This window comes from Methylobacterium sp. Leaf102, assembly GCF_001422425.1.
Classification (GTDB): domain Bacteria; phylum Pseudomonadota; class Alphaproteobacteria; order Rhizobiales; family Beijerinckiaceae; genus Methylobacterium.
In genome coordinates, this window is the sequence record NZ_LMMX01000014.1 from 1 (window position 1) to 15942 (window position 15942).

General features: G+C 69.7%; 16 protein-coding genes and 1 pseudogene. 10 read left to right on the forward strand and 7 right to left on the reverse strand.

Annotated features, from left to right (window positions below):
• The 7 genes and pseudogenes from ASF27_RS23095 to ASF27_RS10400 form a co-directional block, all read left to right on the forward strand.
• Positions 1-169, forward strand: a pseudogene (locus ASF27_RS23095) (sugar transporter); the annotation flags it as partial.
• A gap of 266 nt (positions 170-435) precedes the next feature.
• Positions 436-1521 carry a branched-chain amino acid ABC transporter substrate-binding protein gene (locus tag ASF27_RS10375; protein WP_056359905.1) on the forward strand — a complete coding sequence of 362 codons (1086 nt, stop codon included), beginning with the start codon at positions 436-438 and terminating at the stop codon, positions 1519-1521.
• Positions 1522-1657: 136 nt separating this feature from the next.
• A complete protein-coding gene (dctP, locus tag ASF27_RS10380; protein WP_056168597.1) occupies positions 1658-2767 on the forward strand; it encodes a TRAP transporter substrate-binding protein DctP in 1110 nt (369 codons plus the stop codon).
• A gap of 448 nt (positions 2768-3215) precedes the next feature.
• Entirely contained in the window at positions 3216-4613 is a 1398-nt protein-coding gene (locus tag ASF27_RS10385; RefSeq protein ID WP_056359862.1) for a deoxyribodipyrimidine photo-lyase, read from the forward strand.
• A gap of 98 nt (positions 4614-4711) precedes the next feature.
• On the forward strand, positions 4712-6034 hold the full coding sequence (locus ASF27_RS10390) for a chloride channel protein (RefSeq protein ID WP_056359865.1): 1323 nt from the start codon (positions 4712-4714) through the stop codon (positions 6032-6034).
• Positions 6035-6147: 113 nt separating this feature from the next.
• Positions 6148-6327 (forward strand): DUF1328 domain-containing protein, encoded by a 180-nt coding sequence (locus tag ASF27_RS10395; protein WP_056168587.1) that lies wholly within the window; start codon positions 6148-6150, stop codon positions 6325-6327.
• 34 nt (positions 6328-6361) lie between these two features.
• Positions 6362-7243 carry an SDR family oxidoreductase gene (locus tag ASF27_RS10400; RefSeq protein ID WP_056264701.1) on the forward strand — a complete coding sequence of 294 codons (882 nt, stop codon included), beginning with the start codon at positions 6362-6364 and terminating at the stop codon, positions 7241-7243.
• A gap of 280 nt (positions 7244-7523) precedes the next feature.
• On the opposite strand, the gene ASF27_RS10405 is transcribed toward ASF27_RS10400, so the two are convergent.
• The 5 genes from ASF27_RS10405 to ASF27_RS10425 all read right to left on the reverse strand — a co-directional run bounded on the left by ASF27_RS10405 (position 7524) and on the right by ASF27_RS10425 (position 11319).
• On the reverse strand, positions 7524-9203 hold the full coding sequence (locus ASF27_RS10405; protein WP_056359868.1) for a lysine--tRNA ligase: 1680 nt from the start codon (positions 9201-9203) through the stop codon (positions 7524-7526).
• A 131-nt stretch (positions 9204-9334) separates the two neighbouring features.
• The gene (locus tag ASF27_RS10410; RefSeq protein WP_056264685.1) at positions 9335-9655 is read right to left on the reverse strand and encodes a hypothetical protein; all 321 of its coding nucleotides are present in this window, start codon (positions 9653-9655) and stop codon (positions 9335-9337) included.
• A gap of 75 nt (positions 9656-9730) precedes the next feature.
• Positions 9731-9949 (reverse strand): hypothetical protein, encoded by a 219-nt coding sequence (locus tag ASF27_RS10415; protein WP_056168577.1) that lies wholly within the window; start codon positions 9947-9949, stop codon positions 9731-9733.
• Positions 9949-10134 carry a hypothetical protein gene (locus tag ASF27_RS10420; protein ID WP_056168573.1) on the reverse strand — a complete coding sequence of 62 codons (186 nt, stop codon included), beginning with the start codon at positions 10132-10134 and terminating at the stop codon, positions 9949-9951. The genes ASF27_RS10415 and ASF27_RS10420 overlap by 1 nt, the downstream gene beginning before the upstream one ends.
• A 363-nt stretch (positions 10135-10497) precedes the next feature.
• Positions 10498-11319, reverse strand: a complete 822-nt coding sequence (locus tag ASF27_RS10425; protein WP_082478973.1) for a transporter substrate-binding domain-containing protein — start codon at positions 11317-11319, stop codon at positions 10498-10500.
• 140 nt (positions 11320-11459) lie between these two features.
• On the opposite strand from ASF27_RS10425, the gene ASF27_RS10430 reads away from it, so the two are divergent.
• Entirely contained in the window at positions 11460-13313 is a 1854-nt protein-coding gene (locus tag ASF27_RS10430; RefSeq protein ID WP_082478975.1) for a glycosyltransferase family 2 protein, read from the forward strand.
• A 59-nt stretch (positions 13314-13372) separates the two neighbouring features.
• Here ASF27_RS10430 and ASF27_RS10435 read toward each other — a convergent pair whose 3' ends face one another.
• Complete coding sequence (locus tag ASF27_RS10435; RefSeq protein ID WP_056168470.1) at positions 13373-13951, reverse strand: SCO family protein; 579 nt, start codon at positions 13949-13951, stop codon at positions 13373-13375.
• A 103-nt stretch (positions 13952-14054) separates the two neighbouring features.
• Positions 14055-14390 (reverse strand): metalloregulator ArsR/SmtB family transcription factor, encoded by a 336-nt coding sequence (locus ASF27_RS10440; protein ID WP_056359871.1) that lies wholly within the window; start codon positions 14388-14390, stop codon positions 14055-14057.
• 125 nt (positions 14391-14515) lie between these two features.
• On the opposite strand from ASF27_RS10440, the gene ASF27_RS10445 reads away from it, so the two are divergent.
• Together ASF27_RS10445 and ASF27_RS10450 are read left to right on the forward strand one after the other, a co-directional pair.
• Positions 14516-15433, forward strand: coding sequence for an acyl-CoA desaturase (locus ASF27_RS10445; RefSeq protein WP_056359875.1), 918 nt, complete (start codon positions 14516-14518; stop codon positions 15431-15433).
• 29 nt (positions 15434-15462) lie between these two features.
• Complete coding sequence (locus ASF27_RS10450) at positions 15463-15915, forward strand: hypothetical protein (RefSeq protein ID WP_210166268.1); 453 nt, start codon at positions 15463-15465, stop codon at positions 15913-15915.
• The last annotated feature ends 27 nt before the right edge of the window (positions 15916-15942 follow it).

Genomic DNA, 15942 nt, shown 5'->3' on the forward strand with positions numbered 1-15942 from the left:
GCGCGACCCCAACAGCCTGTTCCTCACCCAGGCCTTCCGCATGCGCAACCGCGACCTCGTCTACGTGTCGAACGCCCCCTTCACCGAGGTTCAGAAGGTGCTGTCGGTCTTCTCCACCGTCACCGCGCCCGTCGCCGCCGGTGCCTCCCTCTACGCCACCGCCCGCTGAGAGGACGATGCGGGCCGGAGCGGTCTTCCACGGGGCGATGGTCCGCGGCGGGTTCGCCCGTTGCGGATCGCGGCACGAATCCAGACTTGCGTTCTCGTGCGGCTTCCCGCACGGGTCGGGCGGTCCAAGGGGTGCGAGCCCCGCATTGTCTTCGGTAGATCCGCTGAAACCTTCCTGAGGTCGAACGAGGCGTGAGACGGGGCGAGACGAGGTTCAGACGCGCGACCCGGCGCCTCGGGCTCGATGGGCGGTGGGCGGCCGGCCTCCTGCTGTTGAGCCTCGTGCCGGTGAGCCTCCTGCCGGCCGGGGCCGCGCGGGCGGACGTCGTCATCGGCGTCGCAGTGCCGCGCTCGGGCGCCTACGTGGCGGTGGGCGAGCAGGTTCTGCGCGGCGTCCAGGCTGCGGCCCGCGATGCCAACGCGAAGGGCGGCCTCGACGGCCAGACCATCGTCCTCGACGTGCAGGACGACGCCTGCGATTCCAACAAGGCCGTGGCGGTGGCCAACCACTACGCCGCGCAGGGCGTGCGCCTCGTGGTCGGCCATGTCTGCTCCAACGCCTCGCTCGCCGCTTCGGAAGTCTACGCCGCCAACGGCACCCTGATGATCACGGCGGCGTCCGTGGCCGCCAAGCTCACCGATCGCGGCCTGCCGACGATCTTTCGGGTCTGCGGGCGCGACGACGACCAGGCCAAGCTGTCGGCGACGATCCTGGCCGAGCGCTTCCGCGAAAAGAAGATCGCCATCCTCAACGACCTCACGCCGGGCTCGCGCAACCTCGCCGCCGCGACGAAGGAGAACCTCAACCGCATCGGCATCAACGAGGCCCTCGCCACGGCCTTCGCCTCCAGCGACGCCGACGACGCGGCGCTGGCCGACCGCCTCAAGGAAGCCGGCATCGCGGTGGCGTATTACGGCGGGGACGCCCGCGAGATGGGCCGTCTGGTGCGGATCGCGGCCGAGCGGGGCTACAGGCCGCAATGGTTCGGCACCTCGGCCATCGCCACCCAGGAATTCGCCACCATCGCGGGACCGGCCAGCAACGGCGTGTTGATGACCTTCTACCTCGACCCGCGCCGCAAGCCCGAGGCGGCGGCCGTGGTCGCCGCCTTCAAGACCGAGGGCGTCGAGCCCGAGGGCTCGACGATCTACGGCTACGCCGCCCTCCAGGCCCTGGTGGCGGCGGGCAACTTCGCCCACAGCCAGGATTCCAAGCGCCTCGCCGCGACCCTGCATGCCGAGCGCTTCGACCTCGTACTCGGTTCCGTCGGCTTCGACGCCAAGGGCGACGTCACGGCGCAGGGCTACGTTCTCTACGTCTGGAACGACGGGACCTTCGCTTACGCCAAATGATCCCGGCCCTGATGATTCTTCGCCAAATGACCCGGCACGGGATCGTTTCGGGCGCGTCCCCGTTCGTGAACCGATGGCCGGACGGGCCGCCCGCGCCGATTCTCCGGTGCGTGGATCGATTGTGAAGCGAGGCGTCATGCCCCCACCCCTCTCCGGACGCGCCCTCCCCCGGCGCGCCCTCCTCGCCGCCGGTCTCGGCGGTGCGGCGGCCGTCGCCGCGCCCGCCCTCGCGCAAGGGGCGCCGGAGCTGCGCTGGCGCCTCGCCAGCGCGTACCCCAAGGGCCTCGATATCCTGTACGGCGCTGCCGAGACCCTGGGCCGCCTCGTGGCCGAGGCGACCGACGGCCGTTTCCAGATTCAGGTTCAGGGACCGGGCGAGCCGGTGCCGGGGGACGGAATCCTCGATGCCGTCGCGGCCCGCACCGTCGAGATGGGCTATGCGCCCGCGACGCAAGGGGTGGCGAAGGACCAGACCTTCGCCCTCGCCACCGCCATCCCCTTCGGCCTCAACGCCCGGGGTCAGTCCGCGTGGTGGCTCGACGGCGGCGCCGCCGACCTGTTCGCCGAGATCTTCTCCCGCAACGGCCTCGTGGCCCTGCCGGCCGGCAACACCGGCGCGCAGATGGGAGGCTGGTTCCGCAAGGAGGTGAAGGCGACGGCCGATCTCCAGGGCCTCAAGCTGCGCATCGCCGGCCTCGGTGGCCAGGTCCTGGCCAAGCTCGGCGCCGTGCCGCAGGCGACGCCCGGTCCGGAGATCTACGGCGCCCTCGAAGCCAAGACCCTCGATGCCGCCGAATGGATCGGCCCCTACGACGACGAGAAGCTCGGCCTCCAGAAGGTGGCGCCGATCTACCATTATCCGGGCTTCTGGGAGGGCGGCGCCCTCATCCACGTCTGGTTCAACGCCGAAGCGTGGAAGGCCCTGCCGAAGGCGTATCAGACGATCCTGCGGTCTGCGGCCGCGCAGGTCCACGCCGAGGTTCAGGCCCGGTACGATGCGCGCAATCCCAAGGCCCTGCGCCGCCTCGTCGCCGCCGGGGCGCAGCTGCGTCCGTTCCCCCAGGAGGTGATGGAAGCCGCCTTGAAGGCGTCGACGGATGTCTACAACGAGATCGCGGGCAAGAATCCGGACTTCAAGCGCATCTACGAAGCGATGCGGACCTTCCGGAACGAGGAATACCTTTGGTTCCAGGTCGCCGAGTACACCTACGACAACTTCATGATCCGCGCCCGCGCGCGGGGATGACTTCACGATCCGCGCCCGCGCGGGGGGACCTGCATCGCGCCGAAAAAAAGGCCGCTCCGAAGAGCGGCCCGAAGTCTAGGGAGGAAACGCCCAAGAAGGGCAACGGGAGCGCGACGCCATCGCGTTCCCGCAATGCACAATCTGATCCTCCCGCTCGGAAATGCAAGGCCGTTGGGGCAGCACCCCTGTCGCTTTTCGTGCAACCCGACGCGTTGTAATCCGCCTGTCTCCAAAATGTCGCAGGCCCCCGGTGGCATCCCTGCAACGTCGCCGAGCCGCATCGAGACGGGCGGGGCCAGCGTCAACGCCCTGATACCAAGGGGTTTTTCGAGCGCGACAAAGACCGGTCCGCGGTGCGGATCTGGCCGAAGGCCGTGCTGATCCGCCGCCGCCGCGCGTGTCGCCGAGGCTCTACATTTTCAGCACCACACGGGACGCAGCGGGCACGATGACGATACAGGCAGGGCGAATCAGGGTGTTGAACGATGTGGAACCCCGCGCGGACGGGGCCTACGTCGTCTACCTGCTGCAGCAGGCGAATCGCGCCCATTTCAACCCGGCGCTGGAATACGCCGTCGCGGAGGCCAACCGCCTCGGCGTGCCGGTCGTCGCGTGCTTCGGCCTCCTCGACGGGGCCAACGGCTTTCCCGAGGCCAACGCCCGGCACTATGCCTTCCTGCTGCAGGGCCTCGCCGACGCCAGGGCCGGGTTCGACCGGCGCGGGATCGGCTTCTGCCTGCGCAAGGCCTCCCCCGCCGAGATCGCCATCGACCTCGCCCGCGACGCCGCCCTGCTCGTCCTCGACCGCGGCTATCTCGCCATCCAGAAGCGCTGGTACGGGGAGATCGTGGCGGCGGTGAAGACCCGCATCGTCCAGGTCGAGGGCGATGTCGTCGTCCCCGTCGAGGTGGCCTCGACCAAGCACGAATACGCCGCCCGCACCCTGCGGCCGAAGCTCAACCGCCTGTTCGACGACTATATCCTCGGCCTGTCCGAGCGCACCGTGAAGCACAGGGCCGGGCGCGGCCTGCCGAAGGCCGAGATCGACATCGCCGACCCGGACGCGGTGCTGGCCGGCATGACCCTCGACCGGGACGTTCCCCCGGTCAAACGCTTCACGGGCGGCGAGACGGAAGCGCGGCGGCGCCTCAAGGCCTACCTCGCCGGCCCGTTCGCCACTTACGGGGCCGAGCGCAACAAGCCCGAGGCGGGCGCGGCCTCGCACATGAGCCCCTACCTGCATTTCGGCCAGATCTCGCCCGTGGAGATCGCGCTCGCCGTGCGCGCCGCCAGGACCGGCGGGGACGACGACAAGACCGCCTATCTCGAGGAGCTCATCGTGCGGCGCGAGCTCGCCATGAACCACGTCCACTACACGAAGGGCTACGAGTCCTACGCCCACGCGGTCCCCGAATGGGCGCGCAAGACCCTGGCCGAGCATGCCGACGATCCGCGTCCGCACACCTACACCGAGGCCGAACTCGCCGCGGGCGGGACCCACGACGTCCACTGGAACGCGGCCCAGGCCGAGATGCGCGAGACCGGCTACATGCACAACCACCTGCGCATGTACTGGGGCAAGAAGATCCTCGACTGGTCGCCCTCCCCCGAGGAAGGATTCAGGCGCACCCTGCGCCTCAACAACCGCTACTTCCTAGACGGCCGCGACGCCAATTCGTTCACCAACGTCGCCTGGGTCTACGGCCTGCACGACCGCCCCTGGGCCCGGCGCAAGGTCTTCGGGACCGTGCGCTACCAGAGCGAGAATTCCCTCCGAAAGTTCGACGCCAAGGCCTACCTGAAGACCGTCGCGGAGCTGTGCGCGGCGGAAGGCGTGCAAGCGTGATGCAAGACGTGATTCGAGAGGGGTGATGCAAGGCGGGCCGGCGCCGGGTATGCGCCTTGCCTGAGGCGCCGTGCGCCGCAACGCCGGATCCCCCACCCATGCCGTCCCGTTCCCGCATCCGCCCCACCATCACACGTTTGCGCAGTGGGGCCGTCGATGCCTTCGCGGTCTGGCGGCGGCGGCTGCTGTTCCTCCTCGGCGGCATCGGCGTCGGCCTCGCCGCCGTCCTGATGGCCAAGCTCGCCGATGCGGCGCAGGAGGGGTTCCGGATGATTCTGTCCCTGTCGCCCTGGATGGCCCTCGCGGTCACGCCCGTGGGGTTCGGCCTGTGCACCTACCTCGCCCGCACGGTGTTCCCGAATTCACAGGGCTCGGGCATTCCCCAGGTGATCGCGGCGCGCCACACGGCGACGGCGTCCCTGCGGCGGGCCCTGGTCTCCCTGCGCACGGCCGCGGGCAAGATCGTCGTGATGGCGCTTGGGCTGCTGTTCGGCGCCTCCACGGGACGCGAGGGCCCGACCGTCCAGGTCGGCGCGGCGATCATGGCCGCCGTCGGCCACCTCACCCCCAACCGCCAGCCCGGTCTCATCCTCGCCGGTGGGGCCGCCGGGGTTGCCGCAGCCTTCAACACGCCCATCGCCGGCATCGTCTTCGGGATCGAGGAACTCGGACGCGCCTACGAGGCCCGGACCGGCGGACTGATCGTGGCGGCCATCGTGGCGGCCGGCCTCACCGCCCTGGCGATCACCGGCAACTACACCTATTTCGGCACCACCGACGCGGCCCTCCCGTTCGGCCCCGGCTGGATCGCCGTGCCGGTGATCGGCGTCCTCGGCGGGCTGACGGGCGGCGTGTTCGCCCGCGTCGTCATCCTGTTCGCCCGCGGATTGCCCGGGCGTCCAGGCGCCGTCATCGCGCGCCGGCCCATCGTGTTCGCGGTGGCCTGTGGCCTCGGTGTCGCCCTGTGCGGCCTCGCCTCGGGCGGCGCCGTCTACGGCACCGGCTACGAGGAGGCCCGCACCCTCCTCCATGGCGCCGGCGGCGGCGCCCTCGATTTCGCGCCCCTGAAGTTCCTCGCGACCCTGTTCTCGGCCATCAGCGGCATTCCGGGCGGCCTGTTCGCGCCCTCCCTCAGCGTCGGGGCCGGCCTCGGCGCCGTGTTCCAGGGCGCCTTCCCGGGGGTGCCCGTGGCGGCCCTCGTCCTCGTCGGCATGGTGGCCTACCTCACCGGCGTGCTCCAGGCGCCCATCACGGCCTTCGTCATCGTCACCGAGATGACCCAGGGCCACGCCCTGATGATCCCCCTCATGATCGCCGCCCTCATCAGCGACGCCGTCTCGAAATCCATCTGCCCGGAGGGGCTCTACCATGCCCTGGCCGCGGGCCTGCTGGCGCGGGCGGAGAACCGTCAGGCCGGCTGATGCGGCCCGACGACCGGGCCGACCCCGGACGCCCGACCGAATCCGCGAGCTTGGCGGGAACGGAAGCGTGACCGCAGGGTTATCGCTCGTTCCCGCGTGCTGGAGTGCTGCGCATGACCCTGTTGAAATGGGCCCTCATCTGTTTCCTGATCTCCCTCGTGGCGGGTGGTCTCGGCTTCACCGGCATCGCCTCGGGCGCGGGCTCCCTGGCGCGCATCCTGTTCGGGCTGTTCCTCGTGGTGGCGATCGTCATCGTGGTCGTGGCCTTCGCCGTCGGGCAGGCGGTCTTCTGATCCCGTGGCGGGCGGCATGACCGGCGCGGCGCCGATGCGGGACCGGATCTGCCTCGTCACGGGCGCGACCTCCGGCATCGGCTTCGAGACGGCCCTCGGCCTCGCCCGAAGGGGCGCCCGGGTCGGCCTCGTCGGTCGCGATGCCGCCCGCACCCGTGACGCGGTCGGGACGATCCAGGCGGCGGTCCCGGGTGCACAGGTCGATGCCTTCGTGGCGGACCTCTCCGCACAGGCTGAGATCCGGCGTCTCGCCGGCGAAGTCCGGGCGCTTTATCCGCGCCTCGACGTGCTCGTGAACAACGCCGGCGCGATCTTCGACAGCCATCGGCTCACGGAGGACGGGATCGAGCGCACCTGGGCGCTCGATCATCTCGCCTATGTGTGCCTCACCCTCGAACTTCTCGACCTGCTGAAGGCGAGCGCGCCGTCGCGCATCGTCAACGTCGCCTCGGCGGCGCATACCCGCGGGCGCATCGCCTTCGACGACATCGGCCATGCGCGCGGCTTCTCCGCCATGACGGTGTATTCCCAGGCCAAGCTCGGGAACGTGCTGTTCACCAAGGCCCTCGCCCGCCGCCTCGACGGCACGGGCGTGACGGTGAACGCCCTGCATCCCGGGGTCATCGCCAGCGGGTTCGCCGGCGGCACCGGGGGCTGGTTCGGTTTCGGCTGGCGCCTGATCCGCCCGTTCATGGCTTCGCCGGTCGACGGCGCGGCCACGTCGATCCACGTGGCGAGCGCACCGGAGCTCGCGGGTGTGACGGGACTCTACTTCGCGCGCTCGCGTCCGGTGGCGACCTCGCGCCGGGCCGCCGATCCCGATCTGCAGGAACGGATCTGGCACCTGAGCCTCGACCAGCTCGGTCTGCCTTCGACGGCCGCGTCATCCGGAGCGGCGGGGACCGGACGGGTCTGAATGCATTCCGCGCATACCCATCCCCCCATTCGGGGGCGTTGTAGGGTGCAGTGCAAAATGGCATCTCAGTCACATGCACCGCAGCGATGGCGTCGCCGCGGTGTGCCCTTCTTGGGCGTTTCCTCCCTAGACTTCGGGCCGCTCCCTCACCGGGGCGGCCTTTTTTTGTCTTCGGTGGAGCGGCTTCTAGCCTCCCGGCCCCCTGGCGACAAGCACAATGATGCGCCGGCCGCCGAAGGGGTGGTGTTTTGTTGCGCAATTCTTCGTGCGGACAGCCGATTCATGCTTCCGTGGGCACGAAGGCCCCCGACAGGGCCTCCGCGATGAGCGCCCGCGTCTCGGCCACGCCGTAGAGGGCGACGAACGAACCGAAGCGGGGGCCGCGCGCCTCGCCGAACAGCACGTTGTAGATGGTGGTGAACCAGGCCTGCGACACGCCGGGCCGTCCGTCCGGGCTCTTCGCCTTGCCCGAGAGGTCGGGAAAGTGCCGCCGCCCGACCTCGTACACGATGGCCTGGAGCCCTTCCGGATCGGTCGAGCCCTCATGCGCCGCCAGGGTCTCGGACAGGTCCGAGAGGGCGGCCGCTTCCGCCTCCGTCGCCGCCCGGTAGGTCTTCTGCGGCCGCACCACGTCCCGGAAATACGCGAGTGCGTGGCCGACCAGCCGGGCGAGGACCGGATGGGTCTGCGGGCCGACATCCGGATCGTAGCGGCGGATGAAGCCCCACAGCACCGCCGGATCTTCGGTGTTGGCCACCGCCGCGAGGTTGAGGAGCATGGCGAAGTTGAGCGCACCGCCCTTGCCGACCGCCTCGGCCGCCGGCGGCCGGCCGGCGTGCAGGTGCCAGACCGGGTTGCCGAGCTGCTGGGCCGGCTCCTGGCCGGGAAACTTCTCGAGGAAGCCGAGATAGTCGTCGACCTGGCGCGGGATCATCTCCACGAACAGGCGCTTGGCCTCGCGGGGCTTGTTGTACATGAACAGCGCCAGGCTGTCGGCGGTGCCGTAGACGAGCCAGTCGTCGATGGATAGGCCGTTGCCCTTCGACTTCGAGATCTTGCGGCCTTCACGATCGAGGAAGAGCTCGTAGTTGAAGCCCTCCGGCGGTTCGCCACCGAGGGCGCGGGCGATCTCGCCCGACAGCTTCACCGAATCGATGAGATCCTTGCCGGCCATCTCGTAGTCGATGCCCAGCGCCACCCAGCGCATGGCCCAGTCGGGCTTCCATTGAAGCTTGGCATGGCCGCCGGTCACGGGGGTCTCGTAGGCCTCCCCCGTCTTCGGGTCGCGCCACACCAGAGTGCCGGCGCCAGACCGCACCTCGTCGATGGCCACCTGCATCACCTCCCCGGTCACAGGGTGGATCGGCAGGAACGGCGAGTAGCTCGCCGAGCGCTCGGCGCGCAGGGACGGCAGCATGATCGCCATCACGGCCTCGTAACGGTCGAGCACCGTCAGCAGGGCCGTGTCGAACAGGCCTTGCTTGTAGCATTCCGTGGCCGAGTGGAACTCGTAGTCGAAGCCGAACGCGTCGAGGAAGCGGCGCAGCTCGGCATTGTTGTGGGCGCCGAAGCTCTCGTGGGTGCCGAACGGGTCCGGCACCTTGGTCAGGGGCTGGTTGAGGGCCGCGATGAGCATCGGCTTGTTCGGCACGTTGTCCGGCACCTTGCGCAGGCCGTCCATGTCGTCCGAGAACGCGATGAGCCGCGTCGGCACGCTGTCCTTCGTCAGGACCCGGAAGGCGTGACGCACCATGGAGGTGCGGGCGACTTCGCCGAAGGTGCCGATATGCGGCAGGCCCGAGGGGCCGTAGCCGGTCTCGAACAGCACTTCGCTTTTAGGGTTTCGCTCGAGCCGTGCCAACAGCTTGCGCGCCTCCTCGAACGGCCACGCGGTGGCGGAGACAGCGGCCTCTATGAGGGCGGGGTCGAGGGCGAGCGGGGACGAAGTCGAGGACGACATGAGGCCGGGGTTCGGTTCCAGTGAGCGCCTTGGCGGAAGGGCGTCACCCTAAGCGGGATTGCGCCGGCAGGCCAACGCAATCCCGTCTTCGAACCCCTGAAGCGTGCGGACCGGTTCCGGCGGCGGGCGTTTCAGCCGTTCTGCTGACGCGTGAGGCTGCTCGCGTCGCCGGACGTATCGGTCATGGGGCTCGTGGATCCGCTGACGTTGTCGCCGCCCGTGGCCGCGGCGCCCACGTCGTCGGCCAGGCGGTTGCCGACGTGGTCCTGATACTGCTCGGTCTGGACGTTCTTGCTGTCGAGGCCGCGCTCGTCGCTGTGCTGGGCCTTGTCGCGATTGCTCAGGACCATGTTTTCCGGGAGGATGCCCTCCGGGAGATCGGTCATCGCGCCCGTTCCGGAGCTCTTGCCTTGGGTGCCAGGCCCCATCTTGTGCTTGTTCGCGTTCGCCATGCTGCGCTCACTCTCTCATTCGGCTTCGCCCCGGGACGAATCCGCGCCGGGGCAGATCGCGTTGGGGGAACGATGTCAGTGCGACCGGGCGGGACTGTTGCCGTCCGCGTCGTGGGCGTGGTGACGGTCACGTTCTCCGCCGCCGCCCGAGACGTGGGACTTGGCATCGCTGGTCGGGCTGCCGGGATTCGAGCCGTCACGCGTCTCCGCTTGCGGCTTGCTCGCGTCCTGGTGACTGCTGCCGGGGCCGCCGTGATGCCGGTCGGCGGCAGGTGTCTTCTTCGAGGTGCTCATTACCGATCCTGCTGATGGCCCTGATGGGTGGTGTTCACCTTGGAATTGCCGGCCTGACCGATCGTGTCGGGGTTCCGGGTCTGACCCGAACCCTTGGGCCCGGTGGCGAGGGGGGCGTCGGGTGCGCTTCCGGGCCCCTTGTCGGACTGGTTGGCCGGGGGGACGGGCGGTGCCTTGGTGGTCATGCGGCCTCCTCTGGGCATCGAACGGGTGATGAGGACTCAACCGGACTGTCGCGCGCCGGTTCCGGATGCACTGGTCTTCGCGGTCGCGCCGCAAGACTTCGCGGCGAACGGCGAAGGACCGGCCCCGCTGGCGATGCATCGCCTTCCGACAAGGCTGTCATGGCGAAGCTATGGTCCGTTAGAAGTTGCGGACCTGATCGCGCCTTGTCGGGCGATGACGTAATGTCGGCCGGTGTGAGCTTGCTGTAAGTCGTCGTTTTGAGGTGCGATACGCATCGGATGCGCGCGATACCCTTGGGATGCGCGCGATACCCTTGCCGGGAGCGAGTTCCCCGGGCAGAACGGTGCCGTTCGCGGAACGCTCTAGAACGGACTGACGGGGAAGAACCTGAGGTAGAGTTCGGCGTACTTGCCGTCGTCCCACACCCGTTGCAGGGCGTCGTCGAGGGCGCGGGCCAAGGCCGCGTCGTCGGGTCGGGTGACGAGGCCGATGCCCTCGCCGAAATAGCGGTTCTCGAGGTAGTCGCCGCCGACGAGGGCGCAGCACTGCGCCGATTCGATGCCGCCGACCCACAGGGCGAGGTTGAGGCCGTCGGCGAAGACGTACTCCACTTCGCCGCGCCGCAGGGCGCCCTCGGCGGCGGCGAGATCGTTGAAGTCGCGCGCCTCCGCCTTGGGGAAGAACGCCTTGAGGTAGGCCGCGTGGGCGCTGCCCGCGACCACGCCGACGCTGCGGCCGGCGAGGGCCGTGGCGGAGGGGACGGGCAGCGCCTTGTCCGTGCGCGCCGCGAACCGGCCCGGCCAGCGAAAGTACGGCCGGGTGGCCAGGAACCGCGCCCGCAGGGCCGGCGTGAGCGGGATGGCGGCGGCGACCACGTCGCCCTGCTTGTCGGCCAGCGCATCGAGCAGCGTGTCGAAGCGCCGGGCCTGGACCGTGCAGGTCAGGGCGAGTTTCTCGCAGACCGCGCGGGCGAGCTCCACCGAGAAGCCCGTGGGCGTGCCGTCCGGCCCGGGGAAGTGCAGGGGCGGGAACTCGTCGTCCGTGAGGAAGCGGACCGTGCGGCTCGTCTGGGGCGCGTCGATGCGCTCCTGGCGCGCGCGCGGGTTCCAGAAGTTCGGGATGGCGACCCCCTGTCCCGGCGCGGGAGGCGTCTGCGCGTCTGCGCGTCCCACCAGCAGGGCCATCGCCACGGCGAGGACCGCCGGAGAAATCCAGCGCGTCCTTGACCTCGGGGTTGTATTCGTGGTGCGCTGGTTGTGCGCGGACGCGGTCTGGCTCACGCCGTCTCCCTAGCACGTTCTCGAGCCGCCGGGAGACGCTCCCGTTGTCGATCCTCGGTTTACCCTTCGTGTCGCAGGCCGGCGTCTCGCCCCTGCCGCCCGACCTCGCCTTCCTCCTGGATCACGGTGTCGATCCGGCAGCCCTGGCCAAGGCCGCCGACCGCGCCCGCGCCTGGGGCACCGACGGAGCCTCCGCCCTTCTCGCGTCGGGCACCGTCACGGAGGAGGCCTATTACCGGGCGCTCGCGGCCGAACTCGGCACCCCCTTCCTCGCCGGCGCGATCCCCCTGGGGCCCGGCGCACGCTACCCCGAGAGCGTGGTCGCCGGCGTCGCCCCCCTGCTGCCGGGCGCGCCGGCCGCCTTCGTCCTGGCGCCGCGCGGCGCCGCCATCGCGGAAGTGCTGGGCGGGCGCAGCCCCATGGGTCGGATGCCGGCGCTGACCACGCCGCGCGCCCTGCGCGAAGCCGTCTTCAGCGCCAACCCCGCCGGCATCGCCGCCGCCGCGGCGGATTCCCTTCAGGTCCACCGGCCCGACTGGGCGCTGAAGGCCCGTCCCATGGGACCGACCCTCGCCATCGCCGGCCTGATCGCCGGACTCGCGGTGGTCGCCATGGTCGAACTTCCGCCCACCCTGGTCGTGGGCCTCTGGACCGCCGTCCAACTCGTGCTCCTCGCCATGGTGACCCTGCGGGTCGCCGCCGTCAGCGTCGAGGCGGAGGGCGTGGCGGCGGACGCGTGCCTGGCCGATGCCGACCTCCCCGTCTACACGGTGTTCGTCGCCCTCCACCGGGAGGCGGCCGTGGTCCCACGCCTCACCGCGGCCCTCTCGGCCTTCGACTATCCGGCGGCCAAGCTCGACATCAAGTTCGTGATCGAGGCGCACGATGCCGAGACGGCCGCCGCCCTCGCCGCCGCAGCCCTGCCGCCCGGGGCGGAGATCGTGGTGGTGCCGCCCGGCCTGCCGCGCACGAAGCCGCGTGCCCTCAACTGCGCCCTGCCTCTCGCCCGCGGCGCCTGCCTCGTGGTCTACGACGCCGAAGACGTACCCGATCCGGGCCAGCTCCGCGCCGCCGCCGCGCTGTTCGCCCGCAGCGACCCGAGGACGGCCTGTCTCCAGGGGCGCCTCGTCATCGACAACCAGCGCGACGGCCCGCTGCCGAAATGCTTCGCCCTCGAATACGCCGCCCTGTTCGATGTGCTGATCCCGGCGCTCGCCGCCTGGAACGTACCGATTCCGCTCGGGGGCACGTCGACGCATTTCCGGACCCACATCCTCCGGGCCGTCCACGGCTGGGATGCGTGGAATGTCACCGAGGATGCCGATCTGGGCCTACGCCTCGCGCGGGCGGGCTACCGGGTCGGCGACCTGCCGAGCAGCACCTTCGAGGAGGCTCCAGCGCGGCCCGGCGCATGGCTGCACCAGCGCGCCCGCTGGATGAAGGGCTTCATCCAGACGAGCTTCACCCACGGCCGTCAGCCGCGCGAGACGTTCCGCCAACTCGGGGCGTTCGGGACCCTGGCCGCCATCGCCCTGGTGCCCGGCACCGTCGTCTGCGCCCTCGCCTACCCGTTCCTGATGGGGCACGCCGCCTACCGGTTCGTGTTCGCCGGGGTCGAACCCGTCGCGGGATTCTGGAGCAACCTGCCCACCGGCACGGCGGTGACGGTGTTCGTGTCCGGCCTCCTCGCCATGCTGCTGCCGGCCGCCCTCGGCTGCGTGCGCCGGGGCTGGTGGGACCTCCTGCCCTACGTGCCCCTGATGCCGGCCTACTTCCTCCTCGTCAGCGCCGGTGCCTGGCTCGGGCTCGTCGAACTCGTCCTCGCCCCCGACCGCTGGAACAAGACCGAGCACGGCCTGTCGCGCAGCTCCCGCAGCGGGGCGCTGCACCGAACCTGACCCTCAGCCCCAAAAGTGAACGCCGGTTTTCGGGAGAAGCCGATGCGGAGACGGAGCGCTCACAGCATCTTGGCGAGGTCGGCGGCGGCGGCCTCGGGCGGCTTGGTCAGGTTGAGGGCGTTGAGGAAGCGGTTCTGGCCATCCATCACGTAGACCAGGGCCGTGTGCTCCATGGTGTAGTCGCCGTCCTTGGTCGGCACCTTGCGGACATAGGCGCGGTAGCCCTTCACCGCCGCGGCGATCTCCTCCGGCGTGCCCGTCAGTCCGACGATGCGCGGGTCGAAGCTCGCCAGATAGGCTTTCAGGGCAGCGGGCGTGTCGCGCTCGGGGTCGACGGCGATGAACAGGGCCTTGGTGTCCTGGCCCTTCGGTCCCAGTGCACGGAGCACGTCGCCGATCTGCTGCAGGGTCGTCGGGCACACGTCCGGACAATGGGTGAAGCCGAAGAACACGAGATGCGTCCGGCCGGTGAAATCACGCTCGGTGACGCGGCGCCCGTTCTGATCCGTGAGGGTGAATGGTCCGCCGACGGTGCTGGTGGCGACGACGTTGGCCTGGGGCACCAGAACGAACACGGCGGCGACGCCCAGGGCGACGAGGCCGACGGCGAAGAAGATGAGCGGCAGAGCGCGACGCATGGGACACCTTACGGTGGAGACGGAAGGCGGCTTCTGACCACAGGCACCGTGCCCGGGCAATCGCTTAAACCGTCGCTGGGCTCACGGCGTCCTTCAGGTCCGGTCAGACATCGTCGGGGTTCGAATCCTGTCCGCGGCGACTTCCGGCGAGGGCGGCACTCTCGCGCTTGAGCGGCCGTCCGATCGGACAGGCCTCCTGCACGAAGCCGTTGAGGGTGTTGAGCAGGCTGTCCTCCACCTGCCGATAGAATACGAACTGCCCGCGCTTCTCCCCGACGATCAGCCCGGCTGCTTCGAGCACCGAGAGATGTTGCGAGATCGAAGGCTTCGACATGGAGAAACGCCCGGCGATCTCCCCCGCGCTGAGTTCGCCGTGGGCGAGATAAGCCAGGATTTTCCTTCGCACGGAGGAGGATAGGGCTTCGAAGACGCGCTGCATGGGAGGGGTGATTCGAGGGGCACGGGATGACACGCACCCGGTACTTAAGTGCGGAGCTAACCATTGACAAATCAAGAATATCGTTGTTTAGGTAATTACCTAATCGACATGTACTGGGGGCTCGGGTGGGTTGTTTTTCGACACCGCGATTGATCGCCGGGACCGCCACATCGGCCACCGACGGTCGCGTAGTCTGGGCGCCCGCGCGCTCCCTCTGGGTCGGTGGTATGACCGCGACCGCCCTGATTCTGGGGCCTGTGTTCGTCACACCCGGCGCCGTGCTGCTGTTCCTTGTCACCAGCGCCGTGACGCTCTGCGCCGGGCACTCCCTCGGCCTGCACCGGCTGCTGATCCACCGTAGCTTCGCGGCTTCGCCATGGGTCGAGTACGGTCTCGTCTACCTCGGCACCTTGGTTGGCATGGCCGGGCCCCTTGGCATGGTGCAACTCCACGACACCCGCGATTGGGCGCAGCGTCAGATCGTGTGCCATCCGCTCCATGCCCACCGGACCGGGTTCCTGCGCGATGCCTGGTGGCAGATGCATTGCCGTCTCGTTCTCACGAACCCGCCACGTTTCGTGCCGGAACCGCTCCTGGCCCGGAATCGGGGGCTCGCCTTCCTCGAGGCGACATGGATGGTGCAGCAGCTTCCCTGGGCCCTGCTGTTCTTCTGGGTGGGCGGGATGCCGTGGTTGGTCTGGGGCGTGCCGGTGCGGGTCGCCGTGAGCCTCACGGGGCACTGGCTCGTTGGTCATCTCACGCATCGCCGGGGGCCGCAGGGCTGGGTCGTCGACGGCGTGGCCGTGCAGGGGCACGACCTGCCGGCGGCGTCCCTCGTCACCTTCGGAGAGGCTTGGCACGGCAACCATCATGCGTGGCCGGACTCGGCCCGGTTCGGGCTCGAGCCCGGCCAGCACGATCCGGGCTGGTGGGTTCTGCTGGCCTTGCGTCGAATCGGATTGGTCTGGGACCTCAAGCAGCCGGCCGATCTGGTGCCGCGCACGGGGCTTCGCCGCCTCGGGCCAGCTGAGGGGCGGGCATGATCGGAACCCCCGCCCCCTGCCCCATCCCGGTGCGCATCGCGGCCTCGGGATTCATCGGCGTGGGCGCCTCGGTGCTCCTGGTGTTGGCGCACGGCCCCCATGGCGATCCGTCACTGCTCCGCGTCCCCCTGTTCGGCGGCGCGCTGCGGGTGCTCGCCCTTGCGACGCTTCTCCTGCAGTTCGCCCTCATCCTCGCCGGACCGCTCATCGTCGTCGCGATCGTTTGCGGCCTGCTGCTCAAGCGGTCGATCGAACGGAACCTCCTGCGGTGGAGTCTCGCGGCACCCATCATCGTTTGGCTGTTCGTCTGCGGGATCTTTGCGTCGATACCCAGCAGCCCGGCCGCCGCCGCGCAGGGGTTTCTCAACCGCTTCGCCGTGGCGATCCTCGCGATGGACAACCTTCTCTTTCTCTTCGGGGCGTGCGTCTCAGGCGTGGCCTTCTACTTCCTGTCGATCTTTGGAAACCGACGGGCGGCCTGATCCGCCGCCGCCGCCGCCGCCGCTTCC